The following is a 22717-nucleotide window of genomic DNA, read 5'->3' on the forward strand; positions in this document are numbered from 1 at the left end:
CCTCCCCCGCTGACGCGAGGGAGGATTTAACGGTTACTGCGCCGACGCCTTGGCGTCCTGTCCGTCACCTTCCGGCGCCGCGACGATGTCGCGCGTCGTCGCGCCCTTGTCGACGACGTTGGTCGCGGGGTCGCCGACCGACGAGCGGATGCCGGTGTCGGCCGCATCGCCACCGGCTTGGTTGACGACGCCATTCTCCGCGGCGCTGCGCTGCGTGTTGCCGCCGAACAAGGCGTCGAGCGTCTGCGCCTGCGAGGCATTGTCCTGCGGGCGGGCGGCGCCGGGCTGCGGCGGGACCAGCGAATAATCGGGCGGGATCACCAGCGGCGCCTGCCGCGCGACGGCGAATTCGTCCGGCCGGGCGCGGTCGTAGCCGCGCTTGCCGCAGCCCGAGAGGAGGACGACGCAGGCGAGGCCGGCGAGAATCGGAACTGACTTACGCATGGGGATTCTCCGAGGGGATGTCGCGCTTGTCGCGCATCAGGAGCGCGCGGACAAGCAGCACCAGCACGCCGAGGGTGATCGCCGCATCGGCGACGTTGAACACGAGGAACGGCCGCCAGTCGCCGAAATGCAGATCGGCGAAGTCGACGACATAGCCGAAGCGCACCCGGTCGACGATATTGCCGAGCGCGCCGCCCAGGATCGCGCCGAGCGCCATCTGGTCGGCGCGATGCGGCTCGCGCGTCATCCACACCGCCACCGCCACCGCGATCGCGCCGGTCATCGCGACCAGCGCCCAGCGCATCGTATTCGTGTCGGCGTGGAGCAGCCCCAGCGAGATGCCGTGGTTGGCGACGAAGCGCAGGTTGAAGAACGGCGTGATCGTCCGCTCCGCGGTCAGCTCGTCGAGCTGCAACACGTCGGTGATCGTCACCTTCGTCACCTGATCGACGACGAACAGCAATGCCGCGGTCAGCAGCCCGGCGATCGGGGCCTTACGCATGGGCGACGACATCCTCGCAGCGTGCGCACAGATCGCCGTCCACGGTCACTTCGGGCAGATGGCGCCAGCAGCGGCCGCATTTGCGATAGTCTGTGCGCGTCACCGCCACCTCCTCGCCGGCGTCGACCTTCGCGACGATGAACGTCTCGGCCAGCGCCTCGGCCGACAGCGGCAGGTCGGGTACGGTCACCTCCGCCTCGAGGCTGGAGCGCACCGTCTTCTCGCGACGCAGCGGCTCGATCGCCTCGGTCACGCTGGTGCGCAGCCGGCGCACGTCGGCCCAGTCGGTGGCGAGCGGCTGGTCGCCGGGCAGCGCCGGCAGTTCGGGCCATTCGAGGAAATGCACCGAACCGTCCTCGCTCGGGAAACGCGCCTGCCACACCTCTTCCGCGGTGAAGCAGAGGATCGGCGCGGCATAGCGCACCAGCGCGTGGAACAACGTGTCGAGCACCGTGCGATAGGCACGCCGCTTCGGATCGCCCGGCGCATCGCAATAGAGCGAGTCCTTGCGGATATCGAAGAAGAAGGCCGACAGATCCTCGTTGGCGAAGTCGGTCAGGCGGCGCAGATAGCGGTTGAGCTCATAGCCGTTCGCCGCCTCGCGCAGGTCCATGTCGAGCTGGCCCAACAAGGTGAGCACGTAGCGTTCCAGCTCGGGCATCGCCTCCACCTCGACCCGCTCGCTCTCGTCGAACCCGTCTAGCGCGCCGAGCAGATAGCGGAAGGTGTTGCGCAGCTTGCGATAGCCGTCGGAGGCGGTGCCGAGCACTTCCTTGCCGATCCGCACGTCGTCGAAATAATCGGTCGACGCGACCCACATACGCAGGATATCCGCCCCGCTCTCGCCGATCACCTTGAGCGGATCGACGACATTGCCGAGGCTCTTCGACATCTTGCGCCCCTGCCCGTCGAGCGCGAAGCCATGGGTCAGCACCGCATCGTACGGCGCGCGGCCGCGCGTGCCGCAGCTTTCGAGCAGCGACGACTGGAACCAGCCGCGATGCTGGTCGCTGCCCTCGAGATACAGATTGGCGCGGACATCCTCGCCATAGCGCGCCTCGACGGTAAAGACATGCGTCGAGCCGCTGTCGAACCAGACGTCGAGAATGTCGTTCTGCGGCTCGTAATTTGCCAGGTCATAGTCGGGGCCGAGCAACGTCTGGTGATCCGCGGTGAACCACGCATCGGCACCACCGTCACGGAAGGCGGCGACGATCCGCGCATTGACCGCGGCATCGTTGAGATAGTCGCCGGTCTCGCGATGCACGTAGAGCGCGATCGGCACGCCCCACGCGCGCTGGCGGCTGATGACCCAGTCCGGCCGCCCCTCGACCATCGAGCGGATGCGGTTCTGCGAGCGCGCCGGCACCCAGCGGGTGTGCTCGATCGCGTCGAGCGCGGTCTCGCGCAGCGTCGCGCCGTTCGACGCACCCTCGCCACCATTGAGGATCGGCCGGTCCATCGGGATGAACCATTGCGGCGTCGCGCGGAAGATCACCTTCGCCTTCGACCGCCACGAATGCGGATAGCTGTGCGCGAAATCGTCCGATGCGGCGAGCAGCGCGCCGACCGCGCGCAGGTCCGAACAGATCGGCCCGTCGGCGCCGACGAACTTCTTGTTGATGACGCTGCCCTGCCCGCCGAGCCACGCCCAGTCGGGCCGGTAGAAGCCGGCGCCATCCACGGCGAAGACCGGTTCCAGTCCATGCGCCTTGCACAGCAGGAAGTCGTCCTCGCCATGATCGGGCGCCATGTGGACGAGGCCGGTGCCGGCGTCGCTGGTGACGAAATCGCCCGACAGGAACGGCCGCGGCCGTGCGAAGAAGCCGCCGAGCGCATGCATCGGGTGACGCGCGGTGGCGCCCTCCAAGGCACTGCCCTTGACCAGAGCGATTACGGTTTCGGGCGCGATGCCGGTGCGCTTGCCGAACGCCGGCACGAGGTTCTCCTCGACGAGGAACCGCCGGCCGCCGCTTTCGAACAACACGTAGTCGAGCGCCGGATTATAGGCGAGCGCCTGGTTGACGGGAATCGTCCACGGCGTCGTCGTCCAGATCACCGCGGTCGCACCGACCAGCATCTCGCCCTCGGGCGCGGTGGCGATCTCGAAGCCGACGTCGATCTGCGTCGAGACGACGTCCTCATATTCGACCTCGGCCTCGGCGAGCGCGGTCTTCTCGACCGGCGACCACATCACCGGCTTGGCGCCGCGATAGAGCTGGCCGCTCTCGGCGAATTTGAGCAACTCGCCGACGATCGCCGCCTCGGCGTCGTAATTCATCGTCAGATAGGGATCGGCCCAGTCGCCCATCACGCCCAGCCGCTGGAACTGGTCGCGCTGCACGCCGACCCAGCGGTCGGCATAGGCGCGGCATTCGGCGCGGAACTGCGCGACCGGCACCTCGTCCTTGTTCTGCTTCTTGGCTCGATACGCCTCCTCGACCTTCCACTCGATCGGCAGGCCGTGGCAGTCCCAGCCGGGAACATAGGGCGCGTCCTTGCCCATCAGCGACTGGCTGCGGACGATGATGTCCTTCAGCACCTTGTTCATCGCATGGCCCATATGGATGTCGCCATTGGCATAGGGCGGGCCGTCGTGGAGGATGAACAGCTCGCGCCCCTTACGCTGCTCGCGCAACCGGTCGTAGACGCCGATCCGCGCCCAGCGTTCGAGAATCGCCGGCTCCTTGGCGGCGAGGCCCGCCTTCATCGGGAAATCGGTCTTCGGCAGGAAGACGGTGTCGCGCCAATCTTTCGGCGTGTCGGGGGCGTCGGTCATATGTCTGGCGGTCTTATCGTGAGTGTCGGTCAGCACAAAGCGCATAAACGAGATGGGTTAAGCATCGAGCAACACCCGGGCCCGCGCGCAATCGCGCTCCATCTGCGCGGTCAGCGCATCGAGGCCGTCGAATTTCGCCTCGGGCCGCAGATAGTCGATCAGCGCCACCTCGATCGATTGCCCGTACAGGTCGCCGGAGAAATCGAAGAAATAGGGTTCGAGCAATTCCTTGGGCGGATCGAAGGTCGGCCGGATGCCGAGGTTCGCCGCGCCCTTGAGCACGCGCCCGTCGGCCAGCCGCGCGGTCACCGCATAGATGCCGTAGGCGGGGCGCAGATATTTGCCCATGTCGACGTTGGCGGTGGGATAGCCGATCGTGCGGCCGAGCTTGTCGCCATGCTGCACCAGCCCCTCGATCGCAAACGGCCGCGTGAGCAGCCGCGTCGCGCCGCGCGGGTCGCCGTCGCACAGCAAGGTGCGGATGCGGGTCGACGACACCGGCTCGCCGTCGAGCGTCACCGCCCCGACCGTCTCCGCGACGAAGCCGTGCGCGCGGCCGCGCTCGGCAAGCAGGCGGACGTCGCCGCTCTTGCGATGACCGAAGGTGAAATCCTCCCCCGTCACGACGCCGGCGACGGCGAGATTGGCGTGCAGCCGCTTGGCGATGAACGCCTCCGCCGACAGTGCGGCGAGCGATGCGTCGAACGGGAAGACGACCATCGCATCGACCCCCGCCGCGGCGAACAGGCGTTCGCGCTGGTCGAGCGTGGTCAGCCGGAACGGCGGGGCATCGGGGCGGAAGTGGCGCACCGGGTGCGGATCGAAGGTCGCGACCAGCGCGGGACGCCCCTCGGCACGCGCGCGCGCCACCGCCCGCCCGACCACCGCCTGGTGTCCGAGGTGAAAGCCATCGAAATTGCCGAGCGCGACGATCCCGCCCGCCAGATGCGACGGCACCGCCGAGCCACCGTCCAGCCGCTCCATCGCCGCGGCCTTAAGGCGCGCGCCGCCGCGGAGCAACAGGCGGCTGGCGACATAGGCTGACGCTATAGTAAGATCGTGCCATGACCACCCTCCCCTCCCTCGGCAACGGCCTGACGCCGGAGCCGATCGTCGCCCGCATCCTGTCGCAGGCCGGCGTGCAGAAGGTGCCGAGTCCCAAGCTCGACCTGTTCATCGCCCGCGGCTTCATCGGACCGGTATTGTGCGACGCGCTGATCGAGCGGATCGACGCGGTGCGCCGCCCCTCGACGATCGCCGACCCCAATGGCGATTCCGCCTTCCGTACCAGCGAGACCGGCGACCTGTCGGCCGATGACCCGGTGGTGCAGGCGGTCGAGGCGCGGCTGGCGGCATTCACCGGCCTCGACCCCGCGCACGGCGAGCCGTTGCAAGGCCAGCGCTATGCGGTCGGGCAGGAGTTCAAGGGCCATACCGACTATTTCGAGCCGCAGGGCGCCGACTTCGACCGCTATTGCTCGGTGGCGGGCAACCGGACGTGGACGGTGATGGTCTATCTCAACACGCCCGAGGCGGGCGGCGCGACGCGCTTCAAGGCGGCCGACAAGATCATCCAGCCGGAAACCGGCAAGCTGGTCGCCTGGAACAACCGCCGGCCCGACGGCTCGCTCAATCCGGCGACGCTGCATCAGGGGATGAAAGTACGCGAAGGGGTGAAATACGTCATCACCAAATGGTATCGCGAACGGGTGTGGGCGTGATCCCAATTCCTCCCCCGCTAGGGGGAGGTGGCAGTGCGCAGCACTGACGGAGGGGGAGGATGGGGCGGGAGCCCTGTTACGAGCCTTCCGCCCCATCCTCCCCCTCCACCACTCGGCTAGCGCCGAGCGGTCCCCCTCCCCCTTGCGGGGGAGGATTTTCAATCAGAACGTTGCGCTTACGCCGAGGCTGAACACCCGGCCGAGGTTATACCGATTGATATACACCTCGTTGCCGTTGGCGAAGGTCTGGCTCTCGCGATAGCGCGTGCGGGTCAGGTTGCGCGCCTCGGCCTTGATCTCGAACTTGCCGCCCATCAGCTCGACGCCTTGCCGTGCGACGAGATCGAGGCGGATGCCGGGATGCTCGACGATATCGGGCTGGAAACCGGTGCCGCCCAGCAGCGACGGACCGCGATTGGTCACGCGCTTGCTCGCATAGTTGAACAGCAAGGTGATCTGCGAGAGCGCCGCGCTGTCCTCGATGCCAAGTTGCAGATTGACGAGATGGTCCGACTGCCCCGTCAGCGGCGCGCCGTCGCGGAACAGCGACGAGGCCGGTGCGAAGCCGACCGCGCAATTGCCCACCGCCTGCGTCGACGAGGCGACCGACGGCGCGCAATTGCTGTCCGCGGTGATCTTCGACTTGGTATAGGTGTAATTGGCGACGAGCAGCGCACGCCGCGTCGCGAAGAAGTCGCTGCCGAACATGTCGGCGAGCGGAAAATACTTCTGCAGCTCGACCTCACCGCCGTACAGCGTCGCCTTGGGCAAATAGGTGAAGCCGGTCTGCAACCGGTCGTCGGCGCCGGTGTAGAAGCCGACCTGCTCGATCGGATTGTCGATCCGCTTGTAGAAGCCCGCCAACGTGAAGCGCTGGTCGCGCTTGAAGAACCATTCGTAGCGCGCTTCGAGATTGTAGAGCTTCGAATCGCGCAGCAATGGATTGCCGAAGAACAGGCGATCCGAATCGGGATCGCGGAACTGCTGCGGCGCGAGCTCGCGGAACTGCGGCCGCGAGATCGTCTTGGCGGCGCTGGCGCGCAGCTGCATGTCGGCGGCGAAATTCCAGGTCAGCGTCGATGCCGGCAGGAAGTAATCGTTCTTCAGCCGCGCGAGGCCAGTGGTGACGCCGAACGGCGTGACCCGCTCGTCGCCGCGTTCGTAGCGCACGCCGATCACCGCGCGCAGCCCGTCGAACGCCTCGCCCTCGGCCTGCACGTAGCCCGCATGGACATCGAGGGTGGCGTCATAGCGATAGGCGCCCGCCGCGGTGTTGAACTGCAATTGGATCGTGCAGGGCGCGGTATTGGCGGTCGACGGACAGGCGTTGTTGAGCACGTCGGGGCTCAGCAGATAATCGGGCCGCAGCAGATTATAGGGATAGCCCGGTGCGGTGCCGCCGCCGTTCGACGTCTGATAGTTGAACTGCAAGCGCGACGAGGTGCGGTCGGTGCCCTGGTAGAAATAACCCGCCGACAGCGTGATCGGGCGATCGCCGTCGATCTTGTACGACGTGTCCGCCTGACCGGTCCAAAGATTCTCGTTCAGCTCGCTGAAGATGATCGACGCGAAGGGGGTGAAGCGCTGCGTCACCTGATAGGCGCCGTTGCACTGGAAGCCGCCGGCCTGTTGCGCGCCGTCGCTGGTGATCGGCAGACCGGTGGTGGTGGTCGCCGAGCAGAGATAGTCGAACTGCCGCTCGTAGGGCGCGTTGCGCTTCGAATTGGCATAGGCGCCGCGCACGTCGAGCTTCAGCGCGTCGGTCAGCTTGAACTCGCCGACCAGCTGCGTCTCGATCAGCTGGCGTTCGAACCAGTTGGTGTTCTGCTGGAAACGCAGCCCGCTGGCGTTGTTGTACAGCGTCGCCGCCGAGCCGCGCCCCTGCTTCAGCGTGTCGTGGATGTAGACGTTGGTCCAGCGCAGCGTGTTCTCGCCGAACTCCAGCCCGACGCCGATCAGCGCATTGGCGACGATGCGATTGTCGGTCAGCAAGGTGCTGAAATCGTTGCGCAGCGTGCCGTCCGCCGAAACGCTGTCCTGCTGGTTGGCGAAACGCGTGCGGAAGGTGTTGCTGGCGCTCAGCGAGGCGATCACGCCGAGCCGCGACGAACCGATGTCGTAGACCGAGCCGCCGCTGATCTCGCCCGACCAATTGGCCGGCAGCTGGTTGTTGCGCTGGAGCAGGGTGGTCGAGGCGTTGGACAGCTGCGCGACCTGCGCGGCGGGGATGATGCCGCTGCCGTTGGGCGCATTCTTGATGAACGCAGGCACCTTGCGCGTGCCGTCGTCATAGCCGATCCAGTCGGCGTCGCCGCCGGCATAGGTATAGCCCAGCTCGCTGGTCGTCGCGTCGTCGGCGGCGATGGTCGCACCGAACGAGACGAAATTCTTGTCGGGGATCGCCTTGGTCGTCAGGTTGATGACGCCGCCGCCGAACTCGCCGGGATAATTGACCGAATAGGTCTTCTGGACCAGCGCCGAGCCAACGATCGTCGTCGGGAAGATGTCGAGCGGCACCGAACGGCGCAGCGGTTCGGGGCTCGGCAGCGGCGAGCCGTTGAGCAGCGACGAGGAGTACCGATCGCCGAGGCCGCGGACGTAGACGAAGCCGCCGCCGACCACCGACAGGCCGGTGACGCGGGTCAGCGCGCCGGCGATATCGCCCTCGCCCGTCCGCGCGATATCGGCGCTCGACAGCACCGAGACGATCTGCGGCGTCGAGCGAACGACGTTGGGGATGTTGCGGCCGACGACGACGATGTCCTCGACATCGCCGTTCATGCCCGGCGCGGACACTTCGACCGGCGCTTCCTGCTGGTCGGTGGAGGTCGGCGCCGCGGTCTGCGGATCGGTCGCGCCGCCGGGGCTCGAGGTCGCGGGGGTCGAGGTCTGCGCCGGCGGCGGGGCCGGCGCGGCGGTACCGCCCGCGGTCTGCGCGAGAACCGCCGGCGCCACGAGGGTGGAGGACATCAGTAGAAGGGTGGCGAAAGCGAGCCGCTGCGGCATGACCGTCAATCCCGGATCAGGAGTCTGGATACAGGTGTCCGCAGGTGACGGGATCGCCACCTGCGGCATCGATGCTGGGATGGGGCGCCGTCAGGCACCCCATGGCCTCAGCGGCCCTGGCAGGCGAAATAGACCGAGTTGAACGACGGCGGGCCGAAGTCCTGCAACGCCGAGTCGGCGGGACGGACCGTGCTGCGGCCGCCGCTGGTCTGTTCGCCCGCGATGATGTTGACGCAGGCGACGTTGTTCACCGTCTTCACCACGCCGTTGACGAAGCGCATGTCGGAGCCGCCACGCTGGCGGATCGCGGCGGGCGCCAGCGCGGTCTGGATGAAGGTGAAGTTGGCGTAGGTCGCGAAGGTGCGCGGCAGCAGGTCCTCGGCGTTGTTCGAGTCGATCTCGGTCGAGAAGCTGTCGACGGTCGCGCCGCTGGTCCGCTGCGCCGCGATCATGAATTGGATGAAGCCGCGATAGCCGTTGTCGATGTCGAAGCCGTCGTCGTCGGCGCCGGTGATCGCGATATATTTCAGGTTGCTGGTGCCGCCGAAGATCTCGATGCCGTCATCCGCCGAATTGTGGCTCTGGATATGGTCCAGCGTCGTGCCCGAGCCGGTCGCGCCGAGCGTCAGGCCCTGTAGCTCGTTGCCATCGCTGATCGCGATGCCCGAATAGCGGATCTGGACATAGGACATCGTTCCGCTCGAATCGGCGGTGTCGGTGCCGCCGTAGAAGCGGCCGGTGACGCCCTCGATCGCGAGCTGGCACGGCGTCGCGTTGCTGCCGCCGCTGCCGGTGGCGCAGACCGCGGTCGGCGCGCGGCCGAGCAGGATGATGCCGCCCCAATGGCCCTGGCTGGTCTCCGATTCGCCGGTCGCCGAGCTGACGTTCTGCTGCGAGGTGAAGATGATCGGCGCGCTGGCGGTGCCGATCGCGTTGAGCTTCGATCCGCGGTTGATCAGCAGCAGGTCGTTGGTCGATTCGTTGGCGTTGGCGAAGACGGTGACGCCCGGCTCGACGGTCAGCGTCACGCCGGTGCCGCCGCTCGCGCCGAGATCGGTGCCGACCTCGGTCTGGCCGGTGAAGCGATAGGCGATGCCGGCGATGCGCGGCAGCGTCAGGCTGGTGGTGATCGCCTGCGGGATGTCGCAGACCTTGAAGCCGCCGATCGTCGCCGCGGTGGCGGTGTTCGCCGCACCGCTCGCGGTGGTGGTACCGGTCGGGCAGGCCGCGCCGCTCGCCAGCGTGCCGATCGCCGGCACCGCCGTGCAGCGCGCACCGCTGCCGCCGAACTCCGCTGCGGTCGAATTGCAGGTCCAGCCCTGGAAGCTGGTATCGCTCGGCCCGCTCAGCGCACCGACGTAATTCGTCCGGGTGAAGAAGGCGTTGATCGCCGACGGATCGGCCGCCGTGGTCAGCGAGGTCGCCGAGGTCGGATAGACGCCGTTGAGCGTCGAGCCGGTGCCGTTGACGTTGTTGTTGCTGCCCGCGTTGACGATCGCGAGTTGCTCGTCCGCGGTGATCGTGATGCTGTTGACGGTCGTGGCGGCGGCGAATTGCGCGGCGGTGATCGCCGAGGGGGTCGGCGTCGGGGTGGGCGCGGTCGGCGTCGGCGTCGGGCTGACGATCACGACGCTGCCCGCACCCGGCGAGGCGACGCTGTCGGCACCGCCGCAGCCGGCGAGCGCCAGGCACGCGGTTGAGGCCATGAGGATTGCGCCGATGCGCGTGTGGCTCGCCATGATCGAAAGCTCCCGGTCGTAGTCGTTGTGACGGCCGGCCGAGGCTCCCCCTTCGACCGTTCCCTGGAGCCCCGGTACGAGCGGTAAATGACTCCTGAATGAGATTCAGGAGACGTTTTGGTGACGATGATGTGACGGGTTTGTTACGGCGGCAGCTGGGGGACAGCGCGACGCATGGGACGCAAGCCACTGAATGGTCTAAAATTTTCCGCCCCGCCAGCGCGAACGGATCGCACTCGACCCGTAACGAGGCAAACCATATTCCCGTCACCCCGGCCTCGAGCCGGGGTCCCGCTCCTTCTTCTGCCGCTCCACCGCGGCAAGCAGACCGGAGCGGGATGCCGGATCAGGTCCGGCATGACGAAGCAGGTTGCCCCCCTGCCCCCAAACGCAAGACGGGCGCCCTCCTTCCGGAGGACGCCTGCCACGCATCAAGCCGGGAAGCTTACTTCTTGCCTTCCGTCACGCCGATCGCGGGAACCGAGACGGTTTCCTTCTCGGTCTTGACCTTGGGCACTTCGACCGTGGTTTCCTTGGTGCCGACGACGACCTTCTTCGAATCGAGATCCACCGCCGGCAGCGAGCCGCCCTTGGCGCTGACGTCGACGGTCGGCAGCGAGCCCTTCTTGGTGACGTCCGCGCTCCAGAAGCCGGTCAGGAACAGCAGAGCGACGATGATGATCGCCACCACGGCCACGATCGCCAGCACACGGCCCGCGCCACCGCGGCGCTCGACGATGACGCGGTCGCCGTTACGGTCGGTCGTATAGTCTACCATGATCTCTCTCCCTTTGAACTGAAGAGCTTAATCCGGAGATCGGGCGATTGTTCCCGATCCGCAACGACCAAAAGGGGGACCGGACTGCCCCACGCCCGGCGCGCCGGCCGCGACGCACCGTCGCCAGAAACCAAAAAGCCCGCCGATCATGCGATCGGACGGGCTGATATGGTGGGCGCGACAGGGATTGAACCTGTGACCCCACCCGTGTGAAGGGTGTGCTCTACCGCTGAGCTACGCGCCCGAAACTTGTCGGAGGCGGGCCTTTACGGGCAGCCGCCGCCGCTGTCCAGTCTCAGTTCACCGAATCTTTCAGGCCCTTGCCGGCCTTGAACTTGGGCTGGTTGGACGCCTTGATCGTCATCGGCTCCAACGTGCGGGGATTGCGGCCCTGCGACGCCTTGCGCTTGGACACGGAGAAGGTGCCGAACCCCACCAGACGAACCTCGTCGCCCTTCTTCAAGCTGTCGGTGATCGCATCGAAGACCGCTTCCACCGCCTTGATCGCATCGCCCTTGGCGAGCCCCGAGGTGTCCGCGACCGTCGCGATCAGCTCTTGCTTGTTCATGGAATACTGCCCCCTTCGAACCCTAAGAAGAATCATTGCCAAGCCAGAACGACCAATAAGGCCGCCCCGACCGGCAGAGTCAATCGATACCGTTGCGCTCTGTAAGGCGCAGCGGTTTCAAAACGTTAACGACGGCCTAGCCGCCCTTGGGTCAGTGATGCAACTCACCGCCCGCAGGCGCAACCCCCGCCGGGGGCAATGCGGCGAGTTCATCGGCATCCGTCCACTCGATCGCCGACAGCGGCTCGGTCAGCGCCAGCTTGAGCACCTCGTCGACATGCGCGACCGGCACGATGGTCAGCCCGTCCTTGATGTTCTGCGGAATGTCGGCGAGATCCTTTTCGTTCTCCTGCGGGATCAGCACCGTGGTGATGCCGCCGCGCAGTGCCGCGAGCAGCTTCTCCTTGAGCCCGCCGATCGGCAACACGCGGCCACGCAAGGTGACCTCACCGGTCATCGCGACATCCTTCTTCACCGCCACGCCGGTCAGCGTCGAGACGATCGAGACCACCAGACCGATGCCCGCCGACGGACCGTCCTTGGGCACCGCTCCCTCGGGCAGGTGGATATGGATGTCCTTGCGGTGGAACAGCGACGGCTTGATGCCATAGCTCGGACTGCGCGCCTGGACGAAGCTGAAGGCGGCCTGCACCGATTCCTTCATCACGTCGCCCAGCGTGCCCGTGGTCTTGACCGCGCCCTTGCCCGGCACGGTGACGCTTTCGATCGTCAGCAATTCGCCGCCCACCTCGGTCCAGGCAAGGCCGGTGACCGCGCCGATCTGATGCTCGGTCTCGCCGAGCCCGTGGCGGAACTTCTGCACGCCCGCGAACTCGCCGAGATTGTCGGGCGTCACCGTGACGCTGGTCACCTTGCCTTCGAGGATCTGGCGCAGCGCCTTGCGCGCCAGCCGCGCGATCTCGCGCTCCAGCGTACGAACGCCCGCCTCGCGCGTGTATTTCTGGATCAGCGCGCGCAGGCCGTCCTCGGTCAGCGTGAACTCGCCCGGCTTCAGGCCGTGCGCCTCGATCTGCTTCTCGATCAGATGGCCCTTGGCGATCTCGACCTTCTCGTCCTCGGTATAACCTTCGAGGCGGATGATCTCCATCCGGTCGAGCAGCGGCTGCGGCAGGTTGAGCGTGTTGGCGGTGCAGACGAACATCACGTCGGACAGATCGATGTCGATCTCGAGATAATGATCGTTGAACTTGCCGTTCTGCTCGGGGTCGAGCACCTCGAGCAGCGCCGACGCCGGATCGCCGCGGAAATCCTGACCGAGCTTGTCGATCTCGTCGAGCAGGAACAGCGGGTTGGACGTGCCGGCCTTCTTGAGGTTGGTGACGATCTTGCCCGGCAGCGAGCCGATATAGGTGCGGCGATGGCCGCGGATCTCGGCTTCGTCGCGCACGCCGCCCAGCGACTGGCGGATGAACTCGCGCCCGGTCGCCTTGGCGATCGACTTGCCGAGGCTGGTCTTGCCGACGCCCGGCGGGCCGACGAGGCAGAGGATCGGCCCCTTCAGCTTGTTGGTGCGCGCCTGCACGCCGAGATATTCGACGATCCGGTCCTTGACCTTCTCCAGCGCATAATGGTCCTCGTCGAGCACCGCCTGCGCCGCGGCGATGTCCTTCTTGATCTTGGACTTCTTGCCCCAGGGCAGACCGAGCAGCACGTCGAGGTAGTTGCGCACGACGGTCGCCTCGGCGCTCATCGGCGCCATCGTCTTGAGCTTCTTCAGCTCCGACGTCGCCTTGCTGCGCGCTTCCTTGCTGAGCTTGAGCGTCGCGATCTTCTGCGTCAGCTCGGCGATCTCGTCGCCGTCGCTCTCGTCGTCGCTATTGCCCAGCTCGCGCTGGATCGCCTTCAGCTGCTCGTTGAGATAATATTCGCGCTGCGTCTTCTCCATCTGGCGCTTGACGCGGCTCTTGATCTTCTTCTCGACATGCAGGACGCCGAGTTCGCCTTCCATCAGCGCATAGGCCATTTCCAGCCGCTTGACGGGGTCTAGCTCGACCAGCAGCGCCTGCTTGTCGGCGACCTTGACCTGCACGTTGGCCATGATCGCGTCGCCGAGCTTCGACGCCTTCGTGATCTCGCCGAGCTGCTGTGCGGTCTCGGCCGGCAGCTTCTTGTTGAGCTTGGCATAGGTTTCGAACTGCTCGACCGCCGAGCGCATCAGCGCCTCGACCTCGATACCCTCCGCCTCGCGCTCCTCGAGCATCTCGACGGTCGATTGCAGAAAGCCGTCGCCCTCCGACAGCTCGCCCAGGCGACCGCGCGCCTTGCCCTCGACCAGCACGCGCACGGTGCCGTCGGGCAGCTTCAGCAATTGCAGCACGGTCGCGGTGACGCCGACCTCGTACAGGTCCTCGCGGCCGGGATCGTCCTCGGCGGGGTCGAGCTGCGCGACGAGGAAGATCTCCTTGTCCGCGCCCATCGCCGCTTCCAGCGCGGCGACCGATTTGTCGCGTCCGACGAACAGCGGCACGATCATGTGCGGGAACACGACGATGTCGCGCAGCGGCAGAACGGGGAATGTGATCATGGATACTCCGGTGCCACCTCGAACGGGGTGGCTTTGATACACTATATGGGGATCGGGGCGTATCCATCAATCGTCGCGCTCACGGCACGGCAGGTCTTGTCATCCTTCCGCCGAGCGCCGAAACCCGCCGCTTCCATCCGGGAGTACAGAATGCCGCTACGCCTGCCGTTCGCCGCCCTATTGCTGCTGTCGGCCAGCACTTATGCCGCCGAGCCGGGCAAGCCGCCGCTCAGCGCACAGACCGCCGCCTCGGGCGGGCCGCTCGACGCCGCGCAGAAGAAGGTGACGTTCGACACCGCCGACCTGCAGTTCGAGGTCGATCCCGAGCGCGAGGTGATCAACGCCACCGCGACGCTCGTCTTCACCGCCAAGGAGCGGATCGACCGGCTGGTGGTCGATCTCGACAAGAATTTCACCGTCACCGCGGTGACCGTCGATGGCGTCGATTCGGCGGGGTTCAGCAACCCCGAAGGCCGGATGACGATCAAATTGGTCAAGAAGGCCGCCAAGGACGCCAAGCTCACCGTCAAGATCACCTATGGCGGCCGCCCGCATACCGCGGTGCGCGCGCCGTGGGACGGCGGCTTCGTGTGGGCCAAGACGCCCGACGGCAGTCCGTGGATCGCCACCGCGGTGCAGGGCGAGGGCTGCGACCTGTTCTGGCCGTGCATCGATTATCCGACCTACGAGCCGCAGACGGTGACGCTGCACATCACCGTGCCCAAGGGGCTGAAGGCGCCGTCGAACGGCAAGTTGCTCGGCGTGGATCATCTCGACGACGGCCGCAGCACCTGGAACTGGGAGGTCGCGCACCCCAACCCCTATACGATCGCGCTCAACGTCGGCCCGTATGAGGAGCTGACCGGCACCTACAAGAGCAAATACGGCAACGAGATACCGATGTATTATTGGTATCTGCCCGGCGAGAAGGAGAAAGCGGAGAAGCTGTTCGCCGAATTCGCGCCGACGCTCGACTTCTACGAAAGCGTCGTCGGCCCCTACCCCTGGGCGAACGAGAAGGTCGGCGTGGTCGAGACCCCGCACAAGGGCATGGAGCACCAGACGATCAACGCCTACGGCAACGACTATGCCAAGGCGCCCGAGGGCTTCGACTGGCTGTTCCAGCACGAATTCGGCCACGAATGGTTCGCCAACCAGATGACCGCGCCCAATTGGGACGACTTCTGGATGCACGAGGGCTTCACCGAATATATGCAGCCGCTCTACGGCCGCTGGCGCGACGGCGACGCGCGCTATGCGGCGATGATGCTCGACATGCGGCCGAAGATTCTCAACCAGTCGGCGCTGGTCGCCGGCAAGCCGCAGACCGCCGACGACGTCTACAAGACCGCGCCGGGCCGCGGCGGCGACATTTATTACAAGGGCGCGTGGGTACTCCACACGCTGCGCAACGCGATCGGCGACAAGCAATTCGACGAGATCCTGCGCTGGACCGTCTACGGCCGCGCCGATCCCGCGCCGGGCAATTTCCAGCCCGTGTTCCGCACGACGCCCGAGTTCATCGGCTACGTCAAGCAGGTGACCGGGCAGGATTGGCAGTGGTTCTTCGACGTCTATCTCTATCAGGCGGCGCTGCCCAAGCTGACCGCAACGCGCAATGCGACGCAGCTCACGCTGAAATGGACCTCGCCGACCAACAAGCCCTTCCCGCTGCCGGTCGAGGTGTCGGTCGACGACGTCGTCCAGAAGGTGGCGATGACCGGCGGCGTCGCGACGATCACCGTGCCGGCGGGCGCGCACGTCGTCGTCGATCCGATGGCGCGCGTGCTCAAGCAGGACGACGCGATCGACGCCTATCAGGCGTGGAAGGCCGCGCAGCCCAAACCCAAGTGATCGAGGAGCCTGCGATGACGACCCAGCCCTGGACCGCCCGCGCTGCCGAAATGGCGGCAATCTTCATGGTCGGCGACGGCCTCGTCGGCCTCCTCCAGCCGCGTCGCCACGTCGATCTGTGGAAGGAGGAGGCGCTCGGCGCGGAAAGGACGGTCGCGCCGTTCGTCGACCGTCCCGGCCGGCGGCAACTCTATGCGCTCGCGCAGATCGCCGGTGGACTGTGGCTCGCCAGCCGCCAGCGCCCGCGCTAGGCCGGGTCGACGTTCCAAGCTTGGCGAAACTTCCTCCCCCGCCAAGGCAAGGCTATCGCATATGACTGCGGGGACGAGGATCAAGCCGCTTCCACATATTCTTCGTCACCCCGGACTCGTTCCCGGGTCCACCGGGCCGCAAGAGAATGGTGCCCTTTCAAGCCGTTCTCCTCGCCGCAGGGTGGACCCCGGAACGAGTCCGGGGTGACGGGGTGGGGTTGGAAGGCGGTGGGCTCACATAAACACTCATATGCGATCCGCGCTTGGCCACGCGCGCCTTTACGGCACCACCGTGGTGAACAGATACGCCGCGAAGATCACCAGATGCACGACGCCCTGCAGCACCGTGGTCCGTCCGGTGCCGAGCGAGATCGTCGTCACGAACAGCGACAGCGCCAGCAGCGTCATGCTCTTCGCCCCGATCCCCAGCGCCAGCGGCAGACCGAGCACGAGGCTGACGATCGCCACCGCCGGGATGGTCAGTCCGATCGTCGCCAGCGCCGATCCCAGCGCGAGGTTGAGGCTGGTCTGCAACCGGTCGCGCCGCGCAGCATTGTAAGCGGCGAGGCTCTCCGGCGCGAGCACCAGCGCGGCGATCACCACGCCGACGATCGCCAGCGGCAGCCCGGCGGCGAGAATCGCCGCCTCGACCTGCGCCGACAGTCCCTTGGCGAGCAGCACCACCACGACCAGCGCGACCAGCAGGATGCCGAACGCGATCCACGCGGTGCGGTCGCTCGGCGGCGGTGCATGTTCTTCCGGCGCGATATCGCCCGCGGGCAGGAAATAGTCGCGATGCCGCACCGTCTGGACCAGTACGAACGTGCCGTAGAGCACCAGACTGACGATCGCGACGAAGATCAATTGCGACGGCGCATAGGTCGGCCCTGCCGCGCTGGTCGTGTAATTGGGCAGGATCAGGGACAGGACGACCAGCGCGGCGAGCGTCGCCAGCGCGGCACTGATCCCGCGCAGCGTGAAGCGCTGTTCGCCATGCGTGATCCCGCCGGTCAGCAGGCACAGCCCGATGATGAAGTTCAAAATGATCATGATCGCCGCGAACACCGTGTCGCGCGCCAGCGCGGCGACGTCGCCCGATCCCGACAGCATCAGCGAGACGATCAGCGACACCTCGATTACGGTCACCGCGATCGCCAGCACCAAGGTTCCGAACGGCTCGCCGACGCGATGCGCGACGACCTCCGCATGATGCACCGCCGCCACGACCGCGCCGATCAGCACGACCGCGGCGACGATCGTGCCGATCGTCCCCATCGCATAGACGGACAGCAGCACCACCGGCACGCCGAGCGCCGGGAACAGGATCGCCCATAGCGGCAGCCCCATCCAGCCCTTGGTCACGGTCATGCTTTCGTCTCCAGATCGTTACGCAAGGCCAATGCTCTTGCGCCGCGAAAAGGTCCGTATTGATCGCCGCAGCGGAATGCCATTAACACTTTGATACGGATCAAGAGCAATACACCGGTCCCGTTTAGCGCCCCTGTGCGGCGCGCGCCTGCGCCGGACGGTCGAACGCCTGATCGCGATAGCGCCCGTCCTTCTCCACCCAATGCAGGAAGAGGTGCGCCGACCAGCTGTTGGGATTGGCCTCGAGCCGGCCGTGCCGGTGATGCGTCCCCTGATACAATACCCCGTCACCCGGCTGCATCGCCACCGACGCATAGGGTTGCGTGCCGAAATCGTCGCTGACCTGCGGCTGCGGCACCTCGCTTCGCTCGGTCGCGACCGACAGCGCCCATGGTCGGTCGTCGCCGTAAGCGATGGTCAGCGACAGGCTGTGCTCGCACGCCTGCCGATCCGAATGGACCCGGCAGACGTCGCCCTGCTGATAGGCGCGGAAATAGGCATAGGTCGGCAGCAGCTCGCACCCCACCACCTCGGCGACCCGCGGCGTCAGCCCCCACAGGAAGGTGAGCATCGGCGCATATTGGAACGCATAGACCTCGATCGCCGGCTGGCGCAGCAACGGCCCGCGAGCGGTGAAGCTCTGCAACGGTCGCCCCGCCGCCTGCAGATCGGCCTGCATCATCCGGTAGAAAGCGAGCAGCACCTCGGGCACGAACAGATGCGGCAGGCCGACATGGCCGTCGCGATGGTAGCGTTCCGATAAGGTCATGGTCCGGCTCGTCTTTCTGGCGTCGCTCCGGGTCTAGGACGCCGACGCGGCGGGCGCCACGCCTGTTTCGCCGGCGGCGGTCAGTCGCCCATGACGAGCAGGATCGCCGGGAACAGGTTCTGGAGGACGTGCACCGCCACCACGACGCCGACTGCCCACCAGAAGCCGCGCGGCCGCCATGTCACGTAGAGCGTCGAGAAGATCAGGAACGGCCACCAGATCACCGCCCCCCACCACGGCGAGGCGAGGCTGTGCGCGATTCCCCACAAGGCGCTGCTCGCCAGGACCGCCTGCCACCCGCTCAGCCAGCGCAGCAACAGGCTGAGGACGCCCGCCATGATCAGCGTCTCGACGACGGGACTGAAGCCGGCGACGAGGAACAGCTTCACCGGTCCCGAGGTATCGCCGAGATCCGGCCCGGGATTGCCCGGGACGAGATGATCGATCGCGGTGCTCAGCGCGATGCTGCCGACGATGGTCAGCAGCCAGCCGACGAGGATCGCCAGCCACGGCCGCCGGTCGCGGAACAGCAGCGGCGGCAGTATCGCGAGCGGTCCGCGGCCTTCGTGCCATAGGGGGCTGAGGCCGCGTGCGGTCTCGATCCGTGTCGTTGCCATCGTCGCTCCGTCGTTTGAACGCCCCCGTGGGGCCGGCAACGTTAACGCCGGATGAGGCGATGCGACGCGCGGGCGATGTCACGCCATCGTTTTCGCCGGCAATTACGACCTCTCGAATGCGGAGCGCGGCCCGCCCGACCCATCACCCCGGCCCACACGGTTTTTGCAAATCCTCCCGGCGACCCGGCAAAGGCGGGCGTCTGCAAAACGTCGAATGCACCTAGCGAAGGTGCGGAATTTGTTAGCTATCGCGCTCCCGCGGGCACGAGCACGCGTCAAAACCTCACCAGTGCGCTCGCGCAAAACCTCGCCAGTGCTCCCGCACAAAACCTCGCCAGTGCTCCCGCGCAAAACATCGCCAGTGCTCCCGCGCAGGCGGGAGCCCCAGGAGTCCCGCACGCTACCGGACGGTGTTCCGCTTGGCCCTGGGTTCCCGCCTTCGCGGGAACACTAAAGATGGGGCGGACGCGCCAGCGCCTCTCGACCAATGTGGCAATGCGGCAATGCCAGAACTACCAATGACCAGCCACCGCCCCACGAAAAAGGGGCGCCGCTCGCGCGACGCCCCTCCTCATCGTTTCCACAGGAATGGATCAGGCCGCAGCGCCCGCCCCATCCTTCTTCTTCTCGGCATAGACGCGGATCGGTTCCTTGCGACCCTCGATCACGTCCTTGTCGATCATCACCTCGTCGACGCCGTCCATGCCGGGCAGGTCGAACATCGTGTCGAGCAGGATCGCCTCGAGGATCGAACGCAGCCCGCGCGCACCGGTCTTGCGCTCGATCGCCTTCTTGGCGACCGTCACCAGCGCATCGTCGGTGAAGTCCAGCTCGACCTGCTCCATCTCGAACAGCTTCTGATATTGCTTCACCAGCGCGTTCTTCGGCTCGGACAGGATCTTGACCAGCGCCGGGATGTCGAGATCCTCCAGCGTCGCGATCACCGGCAGACGGCCGACAAACTCGGGAATCAAACCGAACTTGAGCAGATCCTCCGGCTCGGTCTGGCGCAGCAGCTCGCCGGTGCGCTTCTCCTCGGGCGCCGCCACATAGGCGCCGAAACCGATCGACTTGCCCTGCAAACGATCGCCGATGATCTTCTCGAGGCCCGAGAAGGCGCCGCCGCAGATGAACAGGATGTTCGTCGTGTCGACCTGCAGGAACTCCTGCTGCGGATGCTTGCGCCCGCCTTGCGGCGGTACGCTCGCGGTGGTGCCTTCCATCAGCTTGAGCAGCGCCTGCTGCACGCCCTCGCCTGACACGTCGCGGGTGATCGACGGATTCTCGGCCTTGCGGCTGATCTTGTCGATCTCGTCGATATAGACGATGCCGCGCTGCGCGCGCTCGACGTTATAGTCGGACGCCTGAAGCAGCTTGAGAATGATGTTCTCGACATCCTCGCCGACATAGCCCGCCTCGGTCAGCGTCGTCGCATCCGCCATTGTGAACGGCACGTCGAGGATGCGCGCCAGCGTCTGCGCCAGCAGCGTCTTGCCGCAGCCGGTTGGCCCGACAAGCAGGATGTTCGACTTGCTCAGCTCGACGTCGGCACCCTTGGCGCCGTGGTTGAGCCGCTTGTAATGATTGTGCACCGCCACCGACAGCACGCGCTTGGCGCGCTTCTGGCCGATCACGTAATCGTCGAGGACGTCGCAGATCTCCTGCGGAGTCGGCACGCCGCCATCCTTCTTGGACACCAGCGCCGACTTCGTCTCCTCACGGATGATGTCGTTGCACAGCTCGACGCACTCGTCGCAGATGAACACGGTGGGTCCGGCAATCAGCTTGCGGACCTCGTGCTGCGACTTGCCGCAGAACGAGCAGTAGAGGGTGCTCTTCGAGTCGCCACCGCTCAGTTTCGTCATTCAAACTTCCTTGTCGCGGGTGAGGCCCCGCTGGTGAGGCCGGTCATGGTAGACCGGCCGTTACGCAAACCACAACGCCCAAACGTCCCTAACGGCACGGCCGGGCGCGGAACTGCGCCTTTATGCCGCTTGGGCAACGTCTTCCGAGGGGCTCGGACGCTTGTCGAACACCTCGTCGACCAATCCGAATTCCTTGGCTTCATGCGCTTCCAGGAACGTGTCGCGATCCATCCGGCGCTCGATCTCCTCGATCGGCTGGCCGGTATATTGCGCGTACAGCTGGTTCATCCGGGCGCGGATACGCAGGATTTCCTTGGCCTGGATCTCGATGTCCGACGCCATGCCTTGCGCCCCGCCCGACGGCTGGTGGATCATGATCCGCGCGTTGGTCAGCGCCACACGCATGCCCGGCTCGCCGCTGGCGAGCAGGAAGCTGCCCATCGACGCCGCCTGACCGATGCAGACCGTGCCGACGCGCGGACGGATGTACTGCATCGTGTCGTGGATCGCCATGCCCGCCGTGACGACGCCGCCCGGCGAGTTGATGTACATGAAGATGTCCTTCTTCGGGTTCTCGGACTCGAGGAAGAGCAGCTGCGCGGTGATGAGGCTGGCCATGCCGTCCTCGACGCCGCCGGTGACGAAGATGATCCGCTCGCGCAGCAGGCGGCTGAAGATATCGAACGAGCGCTCACCGCGGTTCGACTGTTCGATGACGATCGGCACGAGCCCCGCTTGGGTCTGCTGCAAACCAAGGCCGGCACTGGCCATCGGGCTCATGAAGTCGCCGGTCTCGAACGGATTATGCATGAAAATCTCTCTATATGCCCCGAAGATCGCCAACATCGGCGCTCCCGCGGGGGAGTTCAAGCCCCGGCGGTCGGAGCGGGATGGGTGAGATAGGCGAGCCGGCGCACCTCGCGCCGGCCGCGCACCACGGTATCGAGGATCAGACCGGCGAAGCCGCACAGCGCGGCGATGATCATCAGCCCGGTGATCAGGATCGCGGTCGGGAAGCGCGGCACCAGATGCGTGTGCATATAGGTGATCGCCAGCGGCACGCTCATCGCCACCCCGATGCCGGCGAGCAGCGCGCCGATCACCCCGAAGAACAGCAGCGGCCGCTCGATCCGGTACAGCGTCAGGATGGTGTTGAGGATGCGGAAGCCGTCGCCATAGGTGCTTAGCTTCGAAGCAGACCCCTCCGGCCGCGCGAAATAAGGCGTCTCGATCTCGGCGCAGGGCATCTTGAGTTCGAGCGCATGGACGCTGATCTCGGTTTCGATCTCGAAGCCCGAGGACAGCGACGGGAAGCTCTTGACGAAGCGGCGCGAGAAGACGCGATAGCCCGACAGGATATCGGTGAAGCTGCGCCCGAATAGCCGCGCGAGCATGCCGGTGAGCAGCGCGTTGCCGAAGCGATGGCCGCGGCGATAACTCTCCTGCACCTGGCTGATCCGGCTGCCGACGACCATGTCGCATTGCTCGTCGAGCAGCCGCGCGACCAGGGCGGGGGCGGAGGCGGCGTCATAGGTCGCATCGCCATCGGCCATCACATAGACGTCGGCATCGATATCGGCGAACATCCGGCGGACGACATTGCCCTTGCCCTGGATGCGCTCGGTCCGGACCACGGCGCCGGCTGCGCGCGCGACCACGACGGTGTCGTCGGTCGAATTGTTGTCATAGACGTAGACGGTGGCGTCCGGCAGCGCGGCGCGGAAGCCAGCGACGGTCTGCGCGATCGCCGCAGCCTCGTTGTAGCAGGGCAGCAGGACTGCGATCGTCGGTTGCGTCACGGGTGAATCCTCATCGCGGCGCTCGGCATGCGTCTACCCGATATCCGTCCGTTTGCCCTGAGCCTGTCGAAGGGCTGTGAGTCTCACGAGGCTTCGACAGGCTCAGCACCAA

The 22717-nt window shown here is 66.2% G+C and carries 18 protein-coding genes and 1 tRNA gene; 3 read left to right on the forward strand and 16 right to left on the reverse strand.

The window, feature by feature from the left end; genetic code table 11:
- Nucleotides 1–33: 33 nt before the first annotated feature.
- From AC07U4_RS16735 to AC07U4_RS16750, 4 genes are read right to left on the reverse strand one after another with little or no spacing between them, the layout of a single operon-like run.
- On the reverse strand, nucleotides 34–444 hold the full coding sequence (locus AC07U4_RS16735) for a DUF3035 domain-containing protein (RefSeq protein WP_137899769.1): 411 nt from the start codon (nucleotides 442–444) through the stop codon (nucleotides 34–36).
- Nucleotides 437–946 (reverse strand): signal peptidase II, encoded by a 510-nt coding sequence (lspA, locus tag AC07U4_RS16740; RefSeq protein ID WP_038666936.1) that lies wholly within the window; start codon nucleotides 944–946, stop codon nucleotides 437–439. The genes AC07U4_RS16735 and lspA overlap by 8 nt, the downstream gene beginning before the upstream one ends.
- A complete protein-coding gene (gene ileS, locus AC07U4_RS16745) occupies nucleotides 939–3725 on the reverse strand; it encodes an isoleucine--tRNA ligase (protein ID WP_495196206.1) in 2787 nt (928 codons plus the stop codon). Before ileS ends, lspA begins: the two co-directional genes overlap by 8 nt.
- A gap of 57 nt (nucleotides 3726–3782) precedes the next feature.
- Nucleotides 3783–4709, reverse strand: a complete 927-nt coding sequence (locus AC07U4_RS16750) for a bifunctional riboflavin kinase/FAD synthetase (RefSeq protein WP_495196207.1) — start codon at nucleotides 4707–4709, stop codon at nucleotides 3783–3785.
- An 80-nt stretch (nucleotides 4710–4789) separates the two neighbouring features.
- Here AC07U4_RS16750 and AC07U4_RS16755 point away from each other — a divergent pair, with 80 nt between their 5' ends.
- Entirely contained in the window at nucleotides 4790–5446 is a 657-nt protein-coding gene (locus AC07U4_RS16755) for a prolyl hydroxylase family protein (RefSeq protein WP_495180800.1), read from the forward strand.
- Between the two features lie 162 nt (nucleotides 5447–5608).
- Here AC07U4_RS16755 and AC07U4_RS16760 read toward each other — a convergent pair whose 3' ends face one another.
- The 6 genes from AC07U4_RS16760 to lon form a co-directional block, all read right to left on the reverse strand.
- Nucleotides 5609–8452 (reverse strand): TonB-dependent receptor domain-containing protein, encoded by a 2844-nt coding sequence (locus AC07U4_RS16760; protein ID WP_495196208.1) that lies wholly within the window; start codon nucleotides 8450–8452, stop codon nucleotides 5609–5611.
- Between the two features lie 107 nt (nucleotides 8453–8559).
- Nucleotides 8560–10191 (reverse strand): beta-helix domain-containing protein, encoded by a 1632-nt coding sequence (locus tag AC07U4_RS16765; RefSeq protein WP_495180801.1) that lies wholly within the window; start codon nucleotides 10189–10191, stop codon nucleotides 8560–8562.
- A gap of 445 nt (nucleotides 10192–10636) precedes the next feature.
- Complete coding sequence (locus tag AC07U4_RS16770) at nucleotides 10637–10969, reverse strand: hypothetical protein (protein ID WP_137899658.1); 333 nt, start codon at nucleotides 10967–10969, stop codon at nucleotides 10637–10639.
- Nucleotides 10970–11138: 169 nt separating this feature from the next.
- Nucleotides 11139–11213, reverse strand: a tRNA-Val gene (locus tag AC07U4_RS16775).
- Between the two features lie 51 nt (nucleotides 11214–11264).
- Nucleotides 11265–11537, reverse strand: a complete 273-nt coding sequence (locus AC07U4_RS16780) for an HU family DNA-binding protein (protein WP_038661816.1) — start codon at nucleotides 11535–11537, stop codon at nucleotides 11265–11267.
- Between the two features lie 151 nt (nucleotides 11538–11688).
- Nucleotides 11689–14082 carry an endopeptidase La gene (gene lon / locus AC07U4_RS16785; protein ID WP_495196209.1) on the reverse strand — a complete coding sequence of 798 codons (2394 nt, stop codon included), beginning with the start codon at nucleotides 14080–14082 and terminating at the stop codon, nucleotides 11689–11691.
- Nucleotides 14083–14232: 150 nt separating this feature from the next.
- Between lon and AC07U4_RS16790 the strand changes: the two genes are divergently transcribed.
- Nucleotides 14233–15936 carry a M1 family metallopeptidase gene (locus AC07U4_RS16790; protein ID WP_495196210.1) on the forward strand — a complete coding sequence of 568 codons (1704 nt, stop codon included), beginning with the start codon at nucleotides 14233–14235 and terminating at the stop codon, nucleotides 15934–15936.
- Nucleotides 15937–15950: 14 nt separating this feature from the next.
- A complete protein-coding gene (locus AC07U4_RS16795; protein WP_038666939.1) occupies nucleotides 15951–16187 on the forward strand; it encodes a hypothetical protein in 237 nt (78 codons plus the stop codon).
- 279 nt (nucleotides 16188–16466) lie between these two features.
- On the opposite strand, the gene AC07U4_RS16800 is transcribed toward AC07U4_RS16795, so the two are convergent.
- The 6 genes from AC07U4_RS16800 to AC07U4_RS16825 form a co-directional block, all read right to left on the reverse strand.
- The gene (locus AC07U4_RS16800) at nucleotides 16467–17555 is read right to left on the reverse strand and encodes a calcium:cation antiporter (RefSeq protein ID WP_038661825.1); all 1089 of its coding nucleotides are present in this window, start codon (nucleotides 17553–17555) and stop codon (nucleotides 16467–16469) included.
- 124 nt (nucleotides 17556–17679) lie between these two features.
- Nucleotides 17680–18324, reverse strand: a complete 645-nt coding sequence (locus AC07U4_RS16805; RefSeq protein ID WP_038661828.1) for a hypothetical protein — start codon at nucleotides 18322–18324, stop codon at nucleotides 17680–17682.
- Nucleotides 18325–18404: 80 nt separating this feature from the next.
- Entirely contained in the window at nucleotides 18405–18941 is a 537-nt protein-coding gene (locus AC07U4_RS16810; RefSeq protein WP_495196211.1) for a hypothetical protein, read from the reverse strand.
- Between the two features lie 593 nt (nucleotides 18942–19534).
- On the reverse strand, nucleotides 19535–20806 hold the full coding sequence (gene clpX, locus AC07U4_RS16815) for an ATP-dependent Clp protease ATP-binding subunit ClpX (protein WP_037533125.1): 1272 nt from the start codon (nucleotides 20804–20806) through the stop codon (nucleotides 19535–19537).
- Nucleotides 20807–20926: 120 nt separating this feature from the next.
- The gene (locus AC07U4_RS16820) at nucleotides 20927–21616 is read right to left on the reverse strand and encodes an ATP-dependent Clp protease proteolytic subunit (RefSeq protein ID WP_038661833.1); all 690 of its coding nucleotides are present in this window, start codon (nucleotides 21614–21616) and stop codon (nucleotides 20927–20929) included.
- Between the two features lie 56 nt (nucleotides 21617–21672).
- Nucleotides 21673–22605, reverse strand: coding sequence for a glycosyltransferase family 2 protein (locus tag AC07U4_RS16825; RefSeq protein WP_495196212.1), 933 nt, complete (start codon nucleotides 22603–22605; stop codon nucleotides 21673–21675).
- Nucleotides 22606–22717 lie beyond the last annotated feature (112 nt).

This window comes from Sphingomonas sp. GW821-FHT02B09 (assembly GCF_059421875.1).

Excerpts from the sequence above, each read along its gene's own strand:
- AC07U4_RS16735 (WP_137899769.1), bottom strand. The coding sequence starts at position 444 with ATGCGTAAGTCAGTTCCGATTCTCGCCGGCCTCGCCTGCGTCGTCCTC.
- lspA (WP_038666936.1), bottom strand. The coding sequence starts at position 946 with ATGCGTAAGGCCCCGATCGCCGGGCTGCTGACCGCGGCATTGCTGTTC.
- ileS (WP_495196206.1), bottom strand. The coding sequence starts at position 3,725 with ATGACCGACGCCCCCGACACGCCGAAAGATTGGCGCGACACCGTCTTC.
- AC07U4_RS16750 (WP_495196207.1), bottom strand. The coding sequence starts at position 4,709 with ATGGAGCGGCTGGACGGTGGCTCGGCGGTGCCGTCGCATCTGGCGGGC.
- AC07U4_RS16755 (WP_495180800.1), top strand. The coding sequence starts at position 4,790 with ATGACCACCCTCCCCTCCCTCGGCAACGGCCTGACGCCGGAGCCGATC.
- AC07U4_RS16760 (WP_495196208.1), bottom strand. The coding sequence starts at position 8,452 with ATGCCGCAGCGGCTCGCTTTCGCCACCCTTCTACTGATGTCCTCCACC.
- AC07U4_RS16765 (WP_495180801.1), bottom strand. The coding sequence starts at position 10,191 with ATGGCGAGCCACACGCGCATCGGCGCAATCCTCATGGCCTCAACCGCG.
- AC07U4_RS16770 (WP_137899658.1), bottom strand. The coding sequence starts at position 10,969 with ATGGTAGACTATACGACCGACCGTAACGGCGACCGCGTCATCGTCGAG.
- AC07U4_RS16780 (WP_038661816.1), bottom strand. The coding sequence starts at position 11,537 with ATGAACAAGCAAGAGCTGATCGCGACGGTCGCGGACACCTCGGGGCTC.
- lon (WP_495196209.1), bottom strand. The coding sequence starts at position 14,082 with ATGATCACATTCCCCGTTCTGCCGCTGCGCGACATCGTCGTGTTCCCG.
- AC07U4_RS16790 (WP_495196210.1), top strand. The coding sequence starts at position 14,233 with ATGCCGCTACGCCTGCCGTTCGCCGCCCTATTGCTGCTGTCGGCCAGC.
- AC07U4_RS16795 (WP_038666939.1), top strand. The coding sequence starts at position 15,951 with ATGACGACCCAGCCCTGGACCGCCCGCGCTGCCGAAATGGCGGCAATC.
- AC07U4_RS16800 (WP_038661825.1), bottom strand. The coding sequence starts at position 17,555 with ATGACCGTGACCAAGGGCTGGATGGGGCTGCCGCTATGGGCGATCCTG.
- AC07U4_RS16805 (WP_038661828.1), bottom strand. The coding sequence starts at position 18,324 with ATGACCTTATCGGAACGCTACCATCGCGACGGCCATGTCGGCCTGCCG.
- AC07U4_RS16810 (WP_495196211.1), bottom strand. The coding sequence starts at position 18,941 with ATGGCAACGACACGGATCGAGACCGCACGCGGCCTCAGCCCCCTATGG.
- clpX (WP_037533125.1), bottom strand. The coding sequence starts at position 20,806 with ATGACGAAACTGAGCGGTGGCGACTCGAAGAGCACCCTCTACTGCTCG.
- AC07U4_RS16820 (WP_038661833.1), bottom strand. The coding sequence starts at position 21,616 with ATGCATAATCCGTTCGAGACCGGCGACTTCATGAGCCCGATGGCCAGT.